Source organism: Jeotgalicoccus sp. WY2 (assembly GCF_018437745.1).
In the GTDB taxonomy this organism is placed as follows: Bacteria; Bacillota; Bacilli; order Staphylococcales; family Salinicoccaceae; genus Jeotgalicoccus; species Jeotgalicoccus psychrophilus.
This window is the reverse complement of sequence record NZ_CP049818.1, coordinates 1,608,156-1,628,347: the sequence shown is the minus strand read 5'-3', so window position 1 is coordinate 1,628,347 and position 20,192 is coordinate 1,608,156. Positions and strand designations below refer to the sequence as shown.

The following is a 20,192-nucleotide window of genomic DNA, read 5'->3' as shown; positions in this document are numbered from 1 at the left end:
ATTGGAATTCGGCAGTATTTCTGTAATTACTCCGGACTTTCACGATGAAGTCATCGGCTTCACGAGTCAGCTCGCCCATGTCATCGCAATTTCATTAATCAACAGCGATGATGCCGAGCGTAACACTAAAAAATTCACCGGTGACAGTTACCGCGACTTAACCCGCATTACGAATATTAACGAAAAATTATGGCCGGAACTGTTTATGATGAACAAAGATCACCTCGTCAAACACATTGAAAACTTCCAGATACAGCTCGATAAACTCAACACTGCAATACAAAGCGATGACGTTGAAACGATGGAAGAAATGATGCTCGAAAGTACGAAACGTTATAAAGACTTGCACGATATTGAATAGATTGATATAGTACACCGGACCTGTAATGGATTCGGTGTTTTTTGTTAATTGGATAGGGAGATTCTCACCAATGAAACCCGCTCATGTCAGAGATAAGCGATTACCTCACCAATGAAACCCGCTCATGTCAGAGATAAGCGATTACCTCACCAATGAAACCCGCTCATGTCAGAGATAAGCGATTACCTCACCAATGAAACCCGCTCATGTCAGAGATAAGCGATTACCTCACCAATGAAACCCGCTCATGTCAGAGATAAACTCTGTTAAATAAAAAAGACCGCATCTGCGGCCTTTCAAGTAAAACTATTAATATACTTTATCGCCGTTAAAGATTGAGTTTTTAACAACTACATAATCTACTGTACGGATTGCATCTAATTCATTGCCGCCGGCATATGAGATAGATGACTGCAGGTCCTGCTGCATTTCAGTTAATGTTTCAGCTAAAGGTCCTTTGTATTCTACATACATTTTCTTGCCTTCTACGTTCTTGTGTTCACCTTTTTGGTATTCAGAAGCTGAACCGAAGTATTCTTTATACTTCTTGCCGTCTTCTTCATAAACAGTACCAGGTGATTCTTCGTGGCCTGCAAATAGTGATCCAATCATAACCATGGATGCACCCGAATCTTACAGATTTAGCGATATCTCCGTGTGTACGGATTCCGCCGTCTGCGATAATTGGCTTAGATGCTGCTTTTGCACATAACCGCAGTGCAGCAAGCTGCCACCCGCCTGTACCAAATCCTGTTTTAATTTTAGTGATACAAACTTTACCAGGTCCGATGCCAACTTTAGTTGCATCTGCTCCAGCGTGCTCTAATTCTCTCACTGCTTCAGGAGTTCCAACGTTACCTGCAATTAAAAATGTTTCAGGTATATGCTTTTTAATATGTTTAATCATATATCCATTACTCTGTCTGAATGACCGTGAGCAATATCGATTGTTATATAGTCAGGTATCAAGTTCTGTTCTTTTAAGCTGAGTACAAAATCATATTCTTCCTGTTTAATTCCAACACTTATAGAAGAGATAAGTTTTCTGCCTCTCATTTTATTAATAAATTCACTGCGTGTTTCAGGGTTGAAACGGTGCATTATATAGAAATATCCGTTTTCCGCTAAATACGTAGCAATCTTCTCGTCAATAATTGTCTGCATGTTTGCAGGCACTACAGGCAGTTTGAATGTGTGCTTACCAAATTCTATTGAAGTATCACATTCTGAACGACTATCCACAATACATTTGTTCGGAATTAATTGTATATCTTCATAATCAAATACGCTATCCATGATAAAAACTCCTCTAATCCGTATATTATTTAACTGATGTTTCAATCTCGTTCGCCAATAGGGATTATAGTGGTTTTATTTTCACATGTCAATAAATCTGTTGAAAATAAAAAAGAATCGAAATAAATTTCGATTCTAACCTTTGAACATGCTTGCCAGTTTCCCAAAGAAACCTTTTTTCGGTTCTTCAATCTGCTGTTGTGCAGTTTCGTCATTATTTAGTTCTTCTGAAGATACCGATACAGTCTCTTCAACTTTTTCTTCCTGTGTACTCAAGTCGATTGTTCCTGTATTTCCCTCTTTTGTTCAACTGCTTCATCCTGATTTTCAATAGTTTCTACTGTTGACTCTTCAGGAACTTCCTCAGCACTTTCTTCTATTGCAGGTTCTTCAGCCGGTGCTTCTACTGTAATTTCTTCCACTGATGTTTCTGGTGTTATAGCTTTTTCTTCTAGTTTCTTCTCTTCCACTGTTCCTGTTTCAAATACAGCAGTGTCAGCTTCCCGTGACTCTTCTTCTGTAACCTGAAATGATTCTTCAGTTTCGTATGCTTCCTCAGCTAAAGAAGTTTCAACTTTTTCATCTGGATTATATTCCAGTGCTTTAAGATCATATTCTTCAAGTCTGTGTACGAGTGTACTATATTTGATTTTAATTCTTTGTTTTCATTTTGGATTTCATCCAGTTTTTCAAGAACTAAAGCAAGCAATCTTGAAACGTCATTATCCGACATTTTAGAAACCTGATTCTCACTTGGCGTTTCTTCAAAGTCATCCTGATTTTCAATGATTTCATCTGCCGCAGAGTCCAGCGTGTTCCCTGGGGACTTGGCAATTTTAATCATTTCCTGTAAAGCACTCACATCTTTTTTAGAAAACAATCTTCTATTGTGTTCATCTTTAGCAACTTCATAATTTCTGTCTTCAAGTAATCTAACGTATTTTCTAACGTTCTGATCAGACAGTTCAACCATGTCCGTTACTTGAGCTGTTGTATAGTATAACGTTCTGTGACTGACTCACTCGTATCACTCCTGTAATTTAATTAACCTAATTATAACGCTTATCGTTATTTTTATCTACCACTTTCTAGTACAGCGCAATGCCGTTACCCGCACTAAGTTATCACAATATTCTTTCTAAACCATTGACTTGTACCCGCTTAATTTATATATTTAACATATCTTTCAAAAATACATAGATGAAAAGGACGGTAAATATTGGACACTAAATTATCTCAAATCTCATTAAATCCTGATCATACAGGAGCAACAACAAGCCCTATATATTTATCAACTGCATTCGAGCATGAAGGCGTCGGGAAATCGACCGGATTTGATTACACCCGTACTAAAAATCCAACTCGTTCTCATTTTGAAGAAGCGTTCGCCGAACTTGAAGGCGGCACTCATTCATTTGCAACATCGAGCGGAATGGCAGCTGTGCAGCTGTGCTGTAATTTATTTAACAGCGGCGACGAAGTACTTGTAAGTTTCGATTTATACGGCGGGACGTTCCGTATTTTCGATTTTTATGAAACGAAGTATAACGTGAAGTTCCACTATGTAAATTTTAATAATCATGATGAAATAACTTCTCTAATCAATGAAAATACCCGTGCATTTTTTATAGAACCTATCACCAACCCTTCGATGGAAACAACTGAATTAGCTCCGTTGTTCAAAATCGTGCAGGATAAAAACATTTTAACTATTATCGACAATACATTTTTAACACCGTATTTATCACGTCCGCTCACTGAAGGTGCTGATATTGTTCTTCATTCTGCTACTAAATATATCGGCGGTCATAACGATGTACTGGCAGGTGTCGTTACTGTTAAAGATGAGACACTCGCTGAATCCCTCAGCTTATATCACAACATGATCGGCGCAACATTGTCTCCTTTTGACGGGTTCTTACTGCTTCGCGGTTTAAAAACACTGCACGTACGCATGGACCGTGCAATCGAAAATGCAAAAAAAGTGTCCGCTCACTTTGAAAATCATGATGCAGTCGATAAAGTGCTCTACGCCGGAACGACTGGTATGCTGAGCCTACGCTTTAAAAATACTCACAGTGTGAATACGTTTCTAGAGAACATTGAAGTCTGTACTTTCGCCGAGAGTCTCGGCGGCACAGAAACATTCATCACCTTCCCTTTTACACAGACACACGCTGAAATGCCGGATGATGAACGCATGAAACGCGGTATCGATGATTCATTAATCCGTCTGTCAATCGGCATTGAAAATGTGAATGACATAATCGAAGATATTGAACAGGCATTGAACAAGTCACTAAAATAAAAGCAGGCATCGCTTCCCTCACGGGATTCGGATGCCTGCTTTCATTATTTAGCTTAGTAACGCGCCTTCTTCATGACTTTTCAGTCTTAAAGTATCAGTTGTGCGCTCATTCATTTCCTTGAAAATCTCAGGATTATCAGATAAAGAAACACCATATGTTGGAATCATTTCTTTAATTTTATCCTGCCATGAACCGAATTCCTCGGGGAATGCACGGCTTAAAAGTTCAAGCATTGCATCCACACCTACAGAAGCACCTGGTGATGCACCTAAAAGTGAGGCCATTGAACCGTCTTCCGATACAACCGTCTCAGTACCGAACATTAATGTTCCTTTACCTTTATCCGTATCTTTAATCATCTGCACACGCTGGCCTGCAGTGATTGTTTTCCAGTCTTCTGAACGGGCTTCAGGAACAAATTCACGAAGTTCATCCATACGCTGTTCTTCTTTCAGCAGTACTTGCTGTACTAAGTACTTAGTCAGGCCAAGCTCTTTTGCTCCGGCAGACAGCATAGTCAATACATTGTATGGTTTAACCGATCCGAATAAATCCAGATACGACCCTGTTTTCAGAAACTTAGGAGAGAACCCTGCAAATGGTCCGAACAGCAACGATCTTTTCCCGTCAATATAACGTGTATCAAGATGCGGTACAGACATCGGCGGTGCACCGACTTTAGCTTTACCATACACTTTAGCCTCATGCTGGTTCACGACTTCTTCATCATCACAAACGAGGAATAGTCCGCTTACCGGGAATCCGCCGATATTTTTAGATTCAGGAATGTTTGTCTTCTGCAGAAGTGGCAGGCTTGCGCCGCCGGCACCGATAAAGACAAAGTCTGCTGTATGATATTCCAACTTGCTGTTGTTTAAGTTTTTAACTTTTATCTGCCATTTATCTTTTTGAGTGCGGCGAATGTCCTGAACAGCATGTTTGAAGTGCACTTCCACACCCTGCTCTTCAAGTCTCTTAAATAACTTTTTAGTCAGACTGCCGAAGTTAATATCCGTTCCTGAATCAATACGGGTTACACCGATTTCTTCATTCGGGTCACGCCCCTGCATCATCAGCGGCAGCCATTCTTTTAAAATACTGTGATCGTCGGTATATTCCATACCTTCAAACAGCGGACTTTCAGTCAGTTTTTCCACACGCTTCTTAAGGAACTCAACATTCTTTTCACCTTCCACATAACTCATGTGCGGCACTGTTCGAATGAAGTCCTCCGGAGTATCTAAATCTCCCTTTTCAATCAAATACGCCCAAAGCTGTTTTGAAATCTGGAACTGTTCGTTAATTTTAATTGCTTTTGAAGTTTCTATTGAGCCGTCTGCAAGCTCTGGTGTATAGTTCAATTCACACAGCGCCGAATGCCCCGTGCCGGCGTTATTCCATGCGTTTGAGCTTTCGATTGCAACATCATCAAGTTTTTCAAAAACTTTAATGTTCCAGTCGGGTTTTAATTCTTTTAATAGTGTTCCAAGCGTGGCACTCATAATCCCGCCACCAATCAGAACCACATCCGTTTTGCTAATAGAAGTAGTCATACTTTAATTGATGCCCCTTATCCATGTTTATTATATTAATATTCAGTAACAGTATACTCTTTTTTTTTGTTTTCTGAAAGCTATATCATGAAATGTGTCATACTAATCACCAACAGTGTCATACTAATTAAACTCAAAAAAGATGCACTGTCTCAGCACATCCTTAATCGTTCTATTTTTCACTTTTTTCGTTAACATATTCCGCAAATTCTTCAATGTTTCCAGCGGTTATATCGACCATTGCAATTTTTCCCATACCTTCCGGGAATTCGATAAACAGCACATTATCCTCTACGAAAGCACGGACGATATCAGCATAAGCAAACACTCTCGTGTATGCTTCGCCGTTCATATCGACATTCATAAACAGGCGTTCATTTGTGGTCATGTATGCTCCCGGGAAATGAGCCTGATCTCTTACTTTATATAATAATGTACCTTCAAGTGATGGCCCAAACTTCTCTGTCGGGATAAAGATCCGCTTCAGTTAAATTAATTAAGTTCACAGTTTATCCTCCTAAAAATCATTTAATATTTTCCAGTTTTTATCCTGTGCTATTGATAATAAATCATTATCCGGTGATACTGCTACCGGCTTGCCGACAAGTTCCAGCATTTTTATATCCGTTATGCTGTCACTGTATGCCTGGCTGTTCGGCCAGTCAACTTCTTTGTTTTTAAAGTGATCTTTAATGATGTCAATCTTGCGTTCGGCAAACACTCGTTCAAATCGTGTTTTATAATCCAGAACATCACCATTATAATGAATTTTTGAACCGACGATATAATCGAAACCGACACCTTTAAACAATGCTTCCAATAAAGGAATAAATGCCCCTGAAATCAGCACTATATAATAGTTGTCCTGTTTCAGCTGCTGAATCTTTTCAAGCAGTGAGACTCTGAGCTCGGTGCTCATTGAATTCGCGACATCTTCAAAAAATCCATCTATTTCATTTTTGGAATAACCTTTGAATGAAAGTATATAAGATTCCAATGCTCTGTGCTGCATTTTAATTTTTGGCACCATTTTCATTTTATATCCAAAATAGGTCGGCGCAAAATAACGGACAAAATGCTTATAATTCTTTTTAAATTTCGGGTGATTTTTTAAATGTGCACGAAGCGTTTCAAACGTTTCATGCGGATATAATGTGCCGTCAAAATCAAATAATGCCACTTTCATGTCGGTCTATTCCTCTCCATGGATAATTAATATACTTTAAATATTTTACCATAAATAGATTAGGGTATATACTAATATGCAATGACTATTAGGAGGTTGTTTCATGGCTTTAACAGTATATTTAGCAGGCGAGATTCACAGCGACTGGAGAGACAAAATTCAGTCTCTGGCAACAGAGAAAGATTTACCGTTAACTTTTGTATCTCCTCAAACGGATCACGATTTATCGGATAATATCGGTGAAAATATTTTAGGCGAACAGCCGAATAAATATTACCGCGACAATGCAGCATCTAGCATTAACAATCTGCGCACGCAGGTATTAATGAACAAAGCTGACGTCGTAATCGCTCTTTTCGGCGAAGAATACAAACAATGGAATACTGCAATGGATGCAACAACAGCAATTACTACCGGCAAGCCGTTAATTTTAGTGCGTCCTGAAAAATTAATTCATCCATTAAAAGAAATTTCCGAGAAAGCCAACGTCGTTACAAGCACAGTAGAACAAGCAATTGAAGTTTTAGAATATATTTATAAATAAAATACATTCAAAACCGCTCAGTAATAGGATTACCGGGCGGTTTTCGTCGTGAATTAACAGACAATTCCCCGAATCACGTTGTAATAGCACACAACTATCGTTATAATTGGCGCATGTGTAATTCTATTCTTTTGCTTTGAAAGAACAGGTTACTTCATGGTTTATGTAATTTACATAAACAGTTTTACTATATTACCAAGGGGAGATGTTTTTGAATGATTCTTAACACAACAGCAGGATCTGCTTTCACCTTCACAGCTGGGTGGGAACAGTACGTAATGATGGCGGTTTATTTCATCGTCTTAATTGCGATTGGGGTTTATGCATACAATAAATCCACATCAAACCTGAACGAGTATATGCTCGGCGGCCGTAATATCGGCGCATGGGTTACTGCTTTATCTGCCGGAGCTTCTGATATGTCGGGCTGGATGCTGATGGGGCTTCCAGGAAGCATGTACAGTGTCGGGCTCTCAAGTATTTGGATTGCTGTCGGTTTAACAATCGGGGCATACGTGAACTACATAGTTGTCGCTCCGAAACTTCGTGTTTACTCGGAAGTTTCCAACGACTCAATTACGCTCCCGGACTTTTTTGAAAATCGCTTTAAAGACCGCAAGCATATGCTGCGTATTATCGCAGGCCTTGTTATTGTAATATTCTTCGCTGTCTACACAGCCAGCGGAATGGTATCAGGCGGTAAATTGTTCGAAAGTGCGTTTAACTTACCGTACCACTGGGGCTTATTTGTTACAGCCGGCGTAGTTGTAATCTACACATTCTTCGGCGGTTATCTGGCTGTAAGTCTTACAGACTTCTTCCAGGGAACAATAATGTTTATCGCGATTGTCATGATTCCAATCGCAACATGGATGACACTGACAGGAGACGGTATCGAACCATTTGTCAGAATTGAAGAGCTTGGTGCTTTAGCTGATATTAACTATCTGTCACTAATCAGCGGTGTCTCGATAATTACTATCATCAGTAACCTCGCATGGGGCTTTGGGTATTTTGGACAGCCTCATATTATCGTCCGCTTTATGTCGATTAAATCTCATAAGCTGATACCAAAAGCCCGCCGTATCGGTATTATCTGGATGGCTATTGCACTTATCGGTGCATGTCTGACAGGTTTGCTTGGTATCGCATTTACTGATGCGACTCGCCATAATGTAGGAGATCCGGAAACAATCCTGGTACTTATGAGTCAGGTACTCTTCCACCCGTTAGTCGGCGGATTTTTCCTTGCAGCTATTTTAGCAGCAATTATGAGTACAATTTCTTCACAGCTTTTAGTTACATCAAGTTCACTTGTGCAGGATTTCTACAAGATGATCCGTCTTAAAATGATTGACGGTAAAGAAACTAAAACAGAAAAAGAACAGGACAAACTGTTCGTTCTTGTAGGTAGAATTTCTGTAATTCTTGTCGCTGTAGTTGCAATTCTTATTGCATGGGATGATGAATCAGTTATCCTTAACATCGTTGCTAACGCATGGGCAGGTTTTGGTGCCGCGTTTGGTCCTCTAATGGTCATGGCTCTCCACTGGAAAGGTATGACACGTTCAGGCGCAATCGCATCTATCATCGGTGGTGCCGGAACGGTTATTATATGGATCGCAGCGGGTACATTCGGTACGGGACTCTATGAAATTGTTCCTGGTGTTATTGTTGCAACACTTGCTGGTATTATCGTAAGTAAGATGACTCAGAACGAACTTAAACCTGAAATGGCTACAGAGTTCGAAGAAACTGAAAGAATTTTAAGAGAAGATAAGTAGTAAGCAGATAAAAAGCGCGAACCGGAAAATCCCGGTTCGCGCTTTTTTCTTTGTTCTATTAAGCTGTTACAGGTTCCTGTTTTTTCTTCTTATAAAGCTGGTAAGCAACCAGCAGAATGAAGAGACTAAAACCGATTGCATCTGTAACTAAATCACTCTGGATAAACAGCAGTGCCGTAATGACAGCAACTATTCTTTCAAAAATACTGTACTTCACAAACATAAAGTTTTGTATAAATGATGCGAATGTCGCCATACCGACCGCCGCTGTCAGAACTGCCCAGGCCATTTCAAGTGCACTGGCATCTGTAATCAGAAGTATCGTAGGGTTTATAGCAAACATGAACGGCAGCAGCAAGGCAGCTGAGTCATACTTAAAGCCCTGTACGCCGGTCCTTATCGGCCCTGCTTTCGCTATACCTGCGGTAGCGTACGCCGGCAGGTTGATTGGCGGTGTATCATCTGCAAGAACTCCGTAATACAATACAAACAGATGCGCTACAATTACAGGCAGCCCCATATTTGTCAGTACCGTGCAATAACCGGCAAGTACTACATATGTCGCTGTAGTCGGCAGTCCCATACCTAAGAGCAGACATGCGAACACTGTCAGTACCAGTGCGATGTACAGCTGGGTATTATCGGTAATCATAAAGTTCGGCAGCCAGCCTTCAATTGTATCTGAAAAACTGATTACTATTCTTGTAAATTTTGTCGATAATCCGCTCGTTGTAATTACCCCAATCAGGATACCTGCTGTCGCACAGGCAACGATAATACTCAGGGCATTTCTTGAAGCTTTGTCAAAACCTTCAAGAAGCTGTGTAAATCCGTATTTTTGTGGTGTCACATCTCTTTTTGTCATCTTCATAAAGATTGCAAAGAGCAGCGCAACAATAATTCCGCCAAGCACCATTGTAAATATTGGACTGCGCCAGCGGATAGTTTCTGTATTGAATAGACTTAAGCCGAGCGCATCATTAAATATTACGAGCCCCTGGTTCACAAATACGATTAAGTACTGCATCGAGAAAGTGATTGCCAGAAGAATTGCAGCAAATATTATCGTCCGTCCCATACTCGTTTTAAAACGGTATGCAAAGAATGCGATAACAATCATCGCGATAATCGAATAGAATGCCGAAGCGTTAACTGACGCTCTTTCCACTACTAGGAAGTAGAGTAATATTAATATTGGCACTATCAAGTAACCCTGACTGAGCAGCAGTTTTCTTGCCGACGTCATTTCGCTTCTGTCCATTCCGGAAATATTATGTTTATTGGCTTCGAAATGTACCATAAACAGTATACCTACATAAGCAAGCAGTGCAGGTATCAGTGCACTTTTAATAATTTCAAAATATGGAATCCCTGTAAACTCAACCATGATAAACGCAGCTGCACCCATAACCGGAGGCAGAAACTGCCCGCTGGATGAAGCTGCAACTTCAACTCCGCCTGCTACATGCGGCGGGAATCCTACTTTTTTCATTAACGGGATTGTAAACGTTCCGGTAGTCACCGCATTTGCAGTAGAACTTCCCGAAATACTTCCCATCATTCCACTTGCTACGACACTTGCTTTGGCTGGACCGCCTTTATATTTACCAAATCCGCGTATTGCAAGATCGATAAACATTTTTCCGGCACCTGTCGATTCCAGAATTGCCCCAAACAGTATAAATATAAATACGAACTGTGCGGAAGCGTAGATCGGTGTTCCGAAAATACCGTTACTTCTGTATGTAATCTCGTAGACGAATCTCGAGAAGTCGCCTCTATTGTGGTAAAACTGACCGGGCAAAAATTCTCCGGCAAAGAAATAACCGATAGCAATCAATGCAATGATTACAAGCGGCAGACCAACAACGTCTCGTTGCTTCTATAACAATAACAATAAACAGTGCACCGATAATTAAATCCAGTTCTGTCGGGCGTGCAGACATTATTTCAGGTGCATCCTGCCTCTGTATTAAATAAATCCCTAATCCCAGTGATAATCCTGAAAGGATAAAATCGTATATGGGAATTGTTTTTTGTGACGTCCCTTTTCTAATTGGGAATATTAAAAACACCAGTACTATTGCAAGTGTCAGGTGAATAATCAGAAATGTTCTTGAACCGATGCCCGGCAAACCGAAGCCTGCAACGTAAAGGTGAAAAACGGCCAGCAGAATTGAAATAGAACTGACCAGTATGGTGAGTTTTTTTCCAAGATCTCTGTCGCTGCCCTCTAATTCCTGAATCATTTTCTGTTGTTCTTTAGCATCCATTGGTTAATCACCTCTAAAATAACTTTTAATTAATTTTACTTCTAAATTTTTTCCTTTATATGGCGCATTCGAAATAACTATATCTGTATCCCCGATAATAATATGATGCGGGAAAACCGATGATGGTCTGATACGCAGCGTCCCTCCGTGAACTTTACGGTTAATATTTTTGATGGTAAATGTTCCATCTTTCAGTTCGACATCTTCACCTGCATAAGGCATACCTGCCCCAAAAGATTCTGTATGACTTTCCATCGTATAAATACCGTCACCGCGCACTTCAAAAACTTCACTAACCGGAGAGCGTTCAACCGAATGAATGTAATTCACTTCAAAACGTTCGCCATATTCCACTTCCTGTACAAACAGCTCTTCTTCAGTACTCATATCCTCAATAATAATCTTTACCGGCTGATTCAGCTGAAATATTATCACCATTTCAAGCACGAAAATAACTTGTAAGGGATAAAAAGGCATTGCGTATAAGCAATGCCTTTTTATTATTCTTTACTCATTTAATCACTGCTCATCGTAGTAGCGCTGTACACCAGGGTGCAGGTCAATCGACATACCTTCTTCTGCAGTATCAAGTGTCAACTCTTCTCCGCGGACATGAGCATTAGCCATTGAATCCAGGTTCTCAAAAATTGCTTTTGTCATTTCATACATCTGATCTTCCGAGATATCATTTGAAGCAATCAGCATCGCCTGTACGGCAACTGTAGAAGCTGTACTGTCAAAGTTATCGTAAGCATCTTCAGGAATATCAACCTGAGTATAGTAAGTGTATTCTTCCATTAGATTATTCATTGCATCTTCATCAAAACTTACAATTTTAACGTCAGCACTTGCACTTAACTCCTGAATAGCACCCGTTGGAGTACCGGCAGTTACGAAAGCAGCATCAACGTTTCCATCCTGCAGGTTAGTAGAAGCATCCGAGAAATCTAAGTATTGTGCGTCAACATCGTCGACTGTCATGCCGTGTGCTTCAATAATCTGAGTCGCATTGGCTTCAGTACCTGAACCCATATCACCGATAGCAACACGTTTCCCTTCAAGGTCAGACACTGATTCAATACCTGAATCTGCTAAAGTAACCAGCTGAATTGTTTCCGGGTAGATTGTAAATACACCGCTGTAGTTATCCAATGGTTCGCTGAACATGTTACTCCCTTCAGCACCGTAGAATGCGATATCATTCTGCACAAGCGCGAGCTGTGCTTCGCCGTTATTTAACTGTTCCGCGTTAGAGACAGAGGCACCGGACGATACACCCGTTGCACTTACATTATCAAAAGAAGTATCGATAATATCAGCCATTGCTACACCCAGTGGGAAGTAAACCCCTGCCTCACCACCTGTGAGCAATGTAATATTTTCAATCCAGTCTTCTCCTCGCTGAATCTCCTGAACCTTCTTCGCCTTCTTCTTCATTCGCAGAATCTCCGCCGCATGCTGCTAAAACCAGCATCACTGCAGAAAGCATCAGTAAAAACCAATAATTCTTTTTCATAAAATTATTCCCCTTTCAAAATTTTTACTTTCTTACCAATTATCTTACCATAATATCGCTTTCAATAATTAGAAAATTTTTTTTATATTTAAGTCAATGCATATTAATTTATTTTCCATGATTCCCACTCACCCCATTCAATGCTAATATTAATTTATCGAGGTGCACAAAATGATATATAAATATTTCAACAGACCATTTATTTTGGGAATTTTCTTTACATTACTCGTCGCTGTTTTAAGTATTATACTCGCCAAGCTGCCCGTTATTTCTAGTATCGGCGCTCTCGCAGTAGCACTCCTTATCGGAGTTATTTACAGGCAGACGCTCGGCTATCCGGAAAGTCTGCGACCCGGAATTACTTTTTCAGCCAAAAAATTACTGCGTTTTGCAATCGTCTTATATGGTTTTAAACTGAACCTGCAGTTAATTATTAACGATGGCTGGATTATGATTCTTCTCGGTATTGGCGTGATTATATTCAGCTTCTTGATGATGTATTTGCTGAATAAGTACTTTAAAACGAATTCATCAATTATGTTTTTACTAGCTGCAGGTACGGGTATTTGCGGTGCTGCTGCAATATCGGCAGTCAGCTCTATTATTAAAGCTAAAGAAGAAGATACTGCAATCAGCATCGGCTTAATTTCCATTGTCGGTACAATTTTCGCTCTCTCTTATACTTTTATCGGCCCGTTATTCGATATGAATAATGCTGCCTACGGTATATGGAGCGGACTCAGTCTTCACGAAATTGCACAGGTTGTTCTTGCTGGCGGCAGCGCAAATGATGATGGTATGGCCATGGCTTTACTGTCAAAACTGAGCAGAGTCTTCCTCTTAATTCCAGTCAGTTTTCTTATTATGTACTTTGTGTCGCGTAAACAGCATCATAAAACCGGCGGTAAAGTAGATATTCCATATTTCCTATTTTTCTTCGTTCTGGTTGCGATTGTAAATACATTCGTTACTGTACCAGCAGTCTTAAGTGCAGCAATTGATCAGCTGACAACCCTCTTAATGGTGATGGCAATGGTCGGACTCGGACTGAGTGTACCGCTGCAATCAATTAGAGAAAAAGCATTAAAACCGCTATATGCTTTAGTTATCACATCGGTTTTTATCGGTCATTACGTTTTACGTTGCTTCTATTATTTAAATACAAAAAGACAGCTGAAAGCAGCTGTCTTTTTTGTGTCTTCCTATATCATATTTTCCCAGGCAGCCAAAATATAACATAATGTACATAAAAAAATCGCCCTCCAAAGAGAGCGATTGAAAATATTAATTTTACAGTAAACCAATCCACTGCCAGTATGTTGCAGACAGAATAATAATCAGGATATAACCACCAACTGTCAGGAAAATACCTGATTTCAATAAGTCGTTTACTGTGAATGTTCCTGTACCGTATGCAAGCATATTTTGCGGCGCACTTACAGGCAGCAGGAATCCAAAACAGATTACAAATTGCTGAACGAGCACGAAACCGAGTGATGAATCACCCATATTCAGTGTCGTTGTCAACGCGATAAACACCGGTATTAATGCTGATGCAAGCGATGTCGCACTCGCAAATCCAAGGTGAATAATAATATTAAAGATTGCCACCAGTGCAATGACTCCGACGAGCGGCAATGCGTCGAGACCCATGGCACCGAACGTTACATCTGATAACCACTGTGCGGCACCTGTTCTGAGCAGTACCGTACCAAGGGAGATACCGATTGCGAAGACGATAATTGTTCCCCAGTTAATCGTTCCCTCGACTTCTTTCCATGTAAATACACCAATCTTAGGTGACAGCATAAGTGCAAGGGCAATTAATGTAATTGATGATGAGTCAAATGGGTGCAGAATTCCTTCTGTTGCCCAGAATATAAGCAGCAGTGAAGCGATAGTGATTAAGCGCCACTCTACGCCTTTAATCGGCCCAAGCTCCGCGAGTTCTTTATCAATCAATTCGCGTCCTCCGCTGATTTCATCTGTTTCAGATTTAAAGAAGCGTGTCATAACGAAATACAGCAGAATACTCATAATAATTGAGAACGGCGCTGCATAGATGAACCACTGAATCCATGATACGTCTTCGCCCATTGCTTCGTTTATAAACCCTACGGCAACAAGGTTTTGTGCCGCTGCAGTTTTAATTCCGACGTTCCATATGGAAACTGCCTGAACTGCTGTAATGATCAGCAGTGTTGCAAGTCTGCTGTCTTTCGACATTCCAAATGCCGCGACCATCCCAATCAAAATCGGGATGACAGCTCCCGCTCTTGCAGTAGCTGATGGCACGAAGAACGCCAGTAAAATAGATACTAGAATCGTACCCATTACTATCGCATTCGTTTTGTTGCCAACGATACGGAGCACATAAAGTGCAAGACGTTTATGCAGATTGGTAATCTGCATGGCACTTGCAAGGAACAGTGCAGCAGCTACTAATGCCAGTGCTGAACTTGAGAAACCTGCGAAAGCAAGTGATAAAGCATTCTTAGTCCCAAACTGATCAGCACCTTCCGGAACACCAAGTGAAGCTCCGATTTCATTTCCAGGAACTGGTGAGAGTCCGAGTAATATAATAAGTAGTCCGACAATCATTACCGCAGATACCGGATACTTAACAGCTTCCGTCACCCACATAATTACTGCAAAAGCCAGTACGGATAATGCTCTTAAACCAACTACACTAAGCGCATCAGGTGCTGGTAAGAAGTTAATAATAATTAATACTAGAAAAGCGACAATAATCCAGAGAGGTTTATACCCTTTTTTCTCTGTTTCTTTCTTGTTTGCCATTTTGACAGTCACTCCCTTATAAGCTCTGTATATACATTCTCAATATAACACCATTTACCCTTTAATACTTTATTAAACCAAATATGTCACAATACTTTCAAATTCTGCATGTTTTTAATTTTCTTCTGTATATAACTTTGCAATGAGTAAATACAAATTAAAATATCGTAAGACTATTATATTTAAAAAAAGAAGAAGCGCCGGACAAATGTCCGGCGCTTCATTAATATAATTAATCTTTAAGAACTTCACTGTTATAAATTTTAGTATTTCTGAATACATATGAACCGACCATTGCAGCGCCAAATGAAAGCGCTGCACAAATCACAGCGTACATTACTACTTGTCCAGCCGGGTTGTAACCGAACATCACTAAGAGCCCTGGAACCGGTGCTGCTGTTCCCGGCGCATCGTTTATCATACCTGACATAGCGATTACCATTCCGGATAATCCGCCTCCGATAAAGTTGGTGACGTACATCGGCAGCGGATTTGCTGTAATCAGATCGGCTTTTGACAACGGCTCAATCGCTACTGAAATAATAGATTTTAAATCTCCGATTTTAAGTTTATAAAACAGCCACGCACTGGCAGGCGAAGATGCAAATGCTGATAGTGCAGCAACTGCCATCGGCACACCTGTTAAACCTAGCAATGCTGTTAACGCCATTGAGCTCAGCGGCGAAATACCAACGACTGTTACTATTCCCCCATTAAGCCCATCAGAAGCGGACTAGTGTCTGTAGCAGTTTGAATAATCGTTCCAATTTCAAGCAGTGAGTTATCAATCATTGGTGTGATAACCAGACCCATCAGTCTGATAATTGGCAATGCAATTAAGATAACAATGATAAAGTCGAGACCTTTCGGAATAACACGCTGCAGCCACAACACTCCAAACGATACGATGTAAGCCGAGAACAGTCCCGGAATAAGTCCCATATCTCCAAACCCTGCAGCTAAAATTGCTGCGTTTACAGGGTTAACTTTCATCGCGAGACATACAAGCATAACGACGATTGTTCCATCCAGCCCTCCGGCCACTGATCCGGCCGTCTGGAAGAACTCCAGATTTAATAAATCTCCAATGACAAAAGTGTTTAATGCTTCTACTAAATATGTAGCAATTGCAGCGCCTGCAAAGGCACCCATCACTTTAGAACCATATGGTGCAAAGTGAGTAAATAAAGTGAAAAATACTAAAATAACCAGCAGCAGACCAATACTTATCAGCTCGTCAATTGTCAAAACCCCCAAATGTTTATCTATATATAATGGTTATATGAAAAGCCTTTCATGAAAAACACAATGAAGTTAAGTTACCATATGAATTTTTTTTAGTCAATTTTAATTGTTGGAATTTTATGTTTAATTCTATGCTAAAATGGGGATACATTAGTGATATTGTGAAGTTTCTCAAATTATTAGCAGGAGGTACCGTAAATGTTAAAATATCTAGTTAATTTATATGTGGGATCGAAAGTAATCGAAGGCGGTCTCGACAAGATTAAAGCAGACGGAAATATGGGTGAAGAATTCGAGTCAGAATTCAATGTCAATAATGACCAGATGAAAATCGCAGGCTATTTTGAAGCAATTGGCTCAATTTTCCTGTTCCTGTCATTTCTCGGTAAAACTTTCACTCGTCTCGGAGTATTAATGATTAATGGCGTACTTGGTGTAGCAATTTTAAAACACCTGAGAGCGGGACATGGATACGAGGGCAGTAAAAATGCATTACAGTTATTCGGTTTAAACACGCTTAGTTTCTTTGAAACATTCCGTAAATAATTTTTGAACCTGGAGATATTTTCTTCAGGTTTTTTGATTCTTTTTTGTTTAGAAAAACTGTTTTCAGGATAAATAAAACTATATGCAAAATTTGGAGGGACTCAGTTTGGTTAATTATAATAAACAGTTTATAAATGGAGAATGGGTTAACAGCGCAAGCAGTAAAACAATAGATGTCATCAATCCTGCGACAGAAGAAGTATTTGCGACTGTCGCAAGCGGCAACTCGGAAGATGTCGATAAAGCCGTTGCTGCAGCACATAACGTATATTTGGATTTCCGCAATACCCCAGTCAAAGAACGTCAGGCTATGCTTGAACGTATTGCTGATGAATATGAGAAGCGAAAAAATGATTTAATTGAGACAATTACTAATGAGCTCGGCTCACCGCTTTCTGTCTCAGAAAATTCTCACTATACTGCAGGTTTGAATCATTTTAGAACTGCTGCCGAGACACTGGATACATTTGAATTTGAAGAGCAGCGTGATGATGCACTGATTGTTAAAGAAAGTATCGGGGTCGCCGGTTTAATTACACCGTGGAATTTCCCGACCAATCAGACAGCATTAAAAATTTCAGCGGCGTTTGCTGCAGGTTCTCCGGTAGTCTTAAAACCGAGTGAGGAAACACCGGTAACAGCTTGTATTTTAGCAGAGATTTTTGAAGCCGCCGGCGTACCTAAGGGCGTCTTTAACCTCGTTAACGGCGATGGTGAAAATGTCGGTACACCGCTCAGTGAACATCCTGATGTTCGTATGATGTCATTTACAGGTTCGGGCCGTGCAGGTAAGAGCATTATGGAGAAAGCAGCGGCTGATTTCAAAAAAGTAGCACTGGAGCTTGGCGGTAAATCTCCTTTAATCGTTCTGGATGATGCAGATCTTGATGAAGCAGCATCTTCTGCAGTAAACAGAGTCGTTAGAAATACCGGCCAGGTATGTACAGCAGGGACCCGCACTCTTGTTCCCGCAAAACTAAAAGATCAATTTTTAGAGAAACTGACAGAAAAAATCAGTGCTGTAAAAGTCGGTAATCCGAGAGAAGATGGCATGGAAGTTGGACCGCTTATTAGTAAAACTCAGTTCGACAGAGTTCAAAGTTATATAGAAAAAGGTCAGGAAGAAGGCGCGACGCTTTACTACGGCGGAACAGGTAAACCGGAAGGTCTGGAAACGGGCTACTTTGTTAAACCTACGGTATTTACAGATGTCGATAACAGTATGGCTATTGCACAAGAAGAAATTTTTGGCCCTGTAATGAGCATTATCACTTACAATGATTTAGACGAAGCTATCCGTATTGCCAACGATACTATTTATGGTCTTGCAGGCTATGTTGTTGGGAAAGATAAAGAAAAACTTCAGTACGTTGCACGTTCTATTGAAGCCGGCACAATCAGTATTAACGATTGCAGCGGACCGAGCACATTGCCTTTCGGCGGATACAAACAGTCAGGTATCGGCCGTGAGTGGGGCGATTATGGTATAGAAGAATTTTTAGAAGTGAAATCAATTAAAGGATATTTCGCATAAAAAAAACGCCCTTCAAGGGCGTTTTTTTTTATTTGAAGTACCATATTCTCCGTCTCAGAAGATATAAAAAAACCATGAACAGCGTTAAGCACAATATCAGGAAAGATATATTCATCAAGGAAACTCCAAGCCAGCCGCTCTGCATCCAGAACACTCCAGCCAGCGTTCCGCCGACACTTGAACCTGTATAATAGAAGAACAAGTACAATGATGATGCCTGCGCTTTATTGCTGTGAGCAATATTACCCACCCATCCGCTAGTCAGGGAATGTGCAATAAAGAATCCGAATGTAAATAATATCAGTCCAGCAACAATCGTCCAAACAGATGGAATTAAGACGATAATGAGACCAGCAACTGCCACAATGATACCTGTATACAGCATCATTACTTTACCGTATCTGTAAACAAGATTTCCTGAAATCATCGAACTCAGTACGCCGACGAGAAAAATCATGTATACCCAGCTCACAATAGTCTGGCTGATATTAAAATCTTCAATCAGTACGAATGATACATAGTTATAAAGAGAGACATTCGTTCCAAGGAGCAAAAAGCCCATTAAAAATAAAATGAGCAGCAGTGGGTTTTTCAAGTGGTCAGTCAATGATTTAAACAGATCTTTGACATTGAACTCTCTTTTTACGAAATGTTTTGACGGAGACAGCGCATACCAGAAAATAAATGTCGCAATCAGACTGACAACACCGACACCAATCAGGCCGAACTGCCATCCCCATAACCCTGCCGCAACACCTGCTAAAACCCGTCCAAATACTGCACCGAGCGCATTACCGCTTATGTATAAACCCATTGCTCCAGGCAGACTGCGCGGATGAATTTCTTCTCCGAGATAAGCCATCGCAATGGACGGCAGGCCCGCAAGTGCGACTCCCTGTAAGGCCCTCATGACAATCAATGAACCGAATGTCGGACTGAAAGCAGTCAGTATGCATAATATCGAAGCGGTCAGCATCGAGACAATCATGATGTTTTTCCTGCCCACAGCCTCTGAAATGGAACCAAAAATAAGCATACTGATTGCCAAAGTAAATGTTGTTACAGAAAGCGATAAACTCGCTGCCGTCGGTGTAACACCGTAATATTCCGTTAAATCAGGTAAAATTGGCTGTACTACATAAAGAATCGCAAATGTATTAAATCCTGCGGCGAAAAAAGCAAGTGCTGTCTGTTTATAACTTTTGGTTCCCCGTTCTATGTAATCCATTTCCATCCCCCTTGTAAA

At 40.4% G+C, this 20,192-nt stretch carries 20 protein-coding genes and 2 pseudogenes; 7 read left to right on the top strand and 15 right to left on the bottom strand.

All coding sequences use genetic code 11. The features are described from left to right. The first annotated feature begins 1 nt into the window (after position 1). A complete protein-coding gene (locus tag G4D76_RS15115; RefSeq protein WP_250129892.1) occupies positions 2 to 361 on the top strand; it encodes a prephenate dehydrogenase dimerization domain-containing protein in 360 nt (119 codons plus the stop codon). Between the two features lie 309 nt (positions 362 to 670). On the opposite strand, the pseudogene guaC reads toward G4D76_RS15115, so the two are convergent. The 4 genes and pseudogenes from guaC to G4D76_RS09430 all read right to left on the bottom strand — a co-directional run bounded on the left by guaC (position 671) and on the right by G4D76_RS09430 (position 2,630). Next, a pseudogene (guaC, locus tag G4D76_RS09445) lies at positions 671 to 1,657 on the bottom strand (GMP reductase). 135 nt (positions 1,658 to 1,792) lie between these two features. Then, positions 1,793 to 1,933, bottom strand: a complete 141-nt coding sequence (locus tag G4D76_RS09440) for a hypothetical protein (protein ID WP_213809752.1) — start codon at positions 1,931 to 1,933, stop codon at positions 1,793 to 1,795. Further along, entirely contained in the window at positions 1,930 to 2,127 is a 198-nt protein-coding gene (locus G4D76_RS09435) for a hypothetical protein (RefSeq protein WP_213809751.1), read from the bottom strand. The genes G4D76_RS09440 and G4D76_RS09435 overlap by 4 nt, the downstream gene beginning before the upstream one ends. Positions 2,128 to 2,216: 89 nt before the next feature. Next, positions 2,217 to 2,630, bottom strand: coding sequence for a hypothetical protein (locus G4D76_RS09430; RefSeq protein ID WP_213809750.1), 414 nt, complete (start codon positions 2,628 to 2,630; stop codon positions 2,217 to 2,219). 243 nt (positions 2,631 to 2,873) lie between these two features. Between G4D76_RS09430 and G4D76_RS09425 the strand changes: the two genes are divergently transcribed. Then, on the top strand, positions 2,874 to 3,965 hold the full coding sequence (locus G4D76_RS09425; RefSeq protein WP_213811024.1) for a PLP-dependent transferase: 1,092 nt from the start codon (positions 2,874 to 2,876) through the stop codon (positions 3,963 to 3,965). Between the two features lie 48 nt (positions 3,966 to 4,013). Here G4D76_RS09425 and mqo read toward each other — a convergent pair whose 3' ends face one another. The 3 genes from mqo to G4D76_RS09410 all read right to left on the bottom strand — a co-directional run bounded on the left by mqo (position 4,014) and on the right by G4D76_RS09410 (position 6,705). Beyond that, complete coding sequence (mqo, locus tag G4D76_RS09420; protein ID WP_026859136.1) at positions 4,014 to 5,519, bottom strand: malate dehydrogenase (quinone); 1,506 nt, start codon at positions 5,517 to 5,519, stop codon at positions 4,014 to 4,016. Between the two features lie 172 nt (positions 5,520 to 5,691). Continuing rightward, on the bottom strand, positions 5,692 to 5,907 hold the full coding sequence (locus G4D76_RS15110) for a hypothetical protein (RefSeq protein ID WP_250129891.1): 216 nt from the start codon (positions 5,905 to 5,907) through the stop codon (positions 5,692 to 5,694). Positions 5,908 to 6,036: 129 nt separating this feature from the next. Then, the gene (locus G4D76_RS09410) at positions 6,037 to 6,705 is read right to left on the bottom strand and encodes an HAD family hydrolase (protein ID WP_026859138.1); all 669 of its coding nucleotides are present in this window, start codon (positions 6,703 to 6,705) and stop codon (positions 6,037 to 6,039) included. A 103-nt stretch (positions 6,706 to 6,808) separates the two neighbouring features. Between G4D76_RS09410 and G4D76_RS09405 the strand changes: the two genes are divergently transcribed. Together G4D76_RS09405 and putP are read left to right on the top strand one after the other, a co-directional pair. Beyond that, the gene (locus G4D76_RS09405) at positions 6,809 to 7,249 is read left to right on the top strand and encodes a YtoQ family protein (RefSeq protein ID WP_213809749.1); all 441 of its coding nucleotides are present in this window, start codon (positions 6,809 to 6,811) and stop codon (positions 7,247 to 7,249) included. Positions 7,250 to 7,464: 215 nt separating this feature from the next. Further along, the gene (gene putP / locus G4D76_RS09400; protein ID WP_213809748.1) at positions 7,465 to 9,033 is read left to right on the top strand and encodes a sodium/proline symporter PutP; all 1,569 of its coding nucleotides are present in this window, start codon (positions 7,465 to 7,467) and stop codon (positions 9,031 to 9,033) included. Positions 9,034 to 9,091: 58 nt separating this feature from the next. Here the strand turns inward: putP and G4D76_RS09395 are convergent, their stop codons facing one another. The 5 genes from G4D76_RS09395 to G4D76_RS16040 all read right to left on the bottom strand — a co-directional run bounded on the left by G4D76_RS09395 (position 9,092) and on the right by G4D76_RS16040 (position 12,822). After that, positions 9,092 to 10,873 carry a TRAP transporter permease gene (locus tag G4D76_RS09395; RefSeq protein ID WP_250129890.1) on the bottom strand — a complete coding sequence of 594 codons (1,782 nt, stop codon included), beginning with the start codon at positions 10,871 to 10,873 and terminating at the stop codon, positions 9,092 to 9,094. Then, a complete protein-coding gene (locus G4D76_RS15105; RefSeq protein ID WP_250129889.1) occupies positions 10,812 to 11,306 on the bottom strand; it encodes a hypothetical protein in 495 nt (164 codons plus the stop codon). Before G4D76_RS15105 ends, G4D76_RS09395 begins: the two co-directional genes overlap by 62 nt. 3 nt (positions 11,307 to 11,309) lie before the next feature. Continuing rightward, positions 11,310 to 11,744, bottom strand: coding sequence for a DUF1850 domain-containing protein (locus G4D76_RS09390; protein ID WP_213809747.1), 435 nt, complete (start codon positions 11,742 to 11,744; stop codon positions 11,310 to 11,312). Between the two features lie 81 nt (positions 11,745 to 11,825). Further along, a complete protein-coding gene (locus G4D76_RS09385) occupies positions 11,826 to 12,743 on the bottom strand; it encodes a TAXI family TRAP transporter solute-binding subunit (protein ID WP_250129888.1) in 918 nt (305 codons plus the stop codon). Beyond that, the gene (locus G4D76_RS16040) at positions 12,688 to 12,822 is read right to left on the bottom strand and encodes a hypothetical protein (RefSeq protein WP_256440455.1); all 135 of its coding nucleotides are present in this window, start codon (positions 12,820 to 12,822) and stop codon (positions 12,688 to 12,690) included. Before G4D76_RS16040 ends, G4D76_RS09385 begins: the two co-directional genes overlap by 56 nt. A gap of 171 nt (positions 12,823 to 12,993) precedes the next feature. On the opposite strand from G4D76_RS16040, the gene G4D76_RS09380 reads away from it, so the two are divergent. Beyond that, positions 12,994 to 14,058 (top strand): YeiH family protein, encoded by a 1,065-nt coding sequence (locus tag G4D76_RS09380; RefSeq protein ID WP_213809746.1) that lies wholly within the window; start codon positions 12,994 to 12,996, stop codon positions 14,056 to 14,058. 54 nt (positions 14,059 to 14,112) lie between these two features. Here G4D76_RS09380 and G4D76_RS09375 read toward each other — a convergent pair whose 3' ends face one another. Together G4D76_RS09375 and G4D76_RS09370 are read right to left on the bottom strand one after the other, a co-directional pair. After that, positions 14,113 to 15,621 (bottom strand): SLC13 family permease, encoded by a 1,509-nt coding sequence (locus tag G4D76_RS09375; protein WP_213809745.1) that lies wholly within the window; start codon positions 15,619 to 15,621, stop codon positions 14,113 to 14,115. A 232-nt stretch (positions 15,622 to 15,853) separates the two neighbouring features. Continuing rightward, a pseudogene (locus tag G4D76_RS09370) lies at positions 15,854 to 16,863 on the bottom strand (PTS sugar transporter subunit IIC). Between the two features lie 201 nt (positions 16,864 to 17,064). Here G4D76_RS09370 and G4D76_RS09365 point away from each other — a divergent pair. Together G4D76_RS09365 and G4D76_RS09360 are read left to right on the top strand one after the other, a co-directional pair. Continuing rightward, positions 17,065 to 17,412 (top strand): hypothetical protein, encoded by a 348-nt coding sequence (locus G4D76_RS09365; protein ID WP_026859145.1) that lies wholly within the window; start codon positions 17,065 to 17,067, stop codon positions 17,410 to 17,412. Positions 17,413 to 17,518: 106 nt separating this feature from the next. Continuing rightward, positions 17,519 to 18,946: an aldehyde dehydrogenase family protein gene (locus G4D76_RS09360; RefSeq protein ID WP_213809744.1), complete on the top strand. Its 1,428-nt coding sequence runs from the start codon at positions 17,519 to 17,521 to the stop codon at positions 18,944 to 18,946. Between the two features lie 28 nt (positions 18,947 to 18,974). Here G4D76_RS09360 and G4D76_RS09355 read toward each other — a convergent pair whose 3' ends face one another. After that, entirely contained in the window at positions 18,975 to 20,174 is a 1,200-nt protein-coding gene (locus G4D76_RS09355) for an MFS transporter (protein ID WP_213809743.1), read from the bottom strand. Between the last annotated feature and the right edge of the window lie 18 nt (positions 20,175 to 20,192).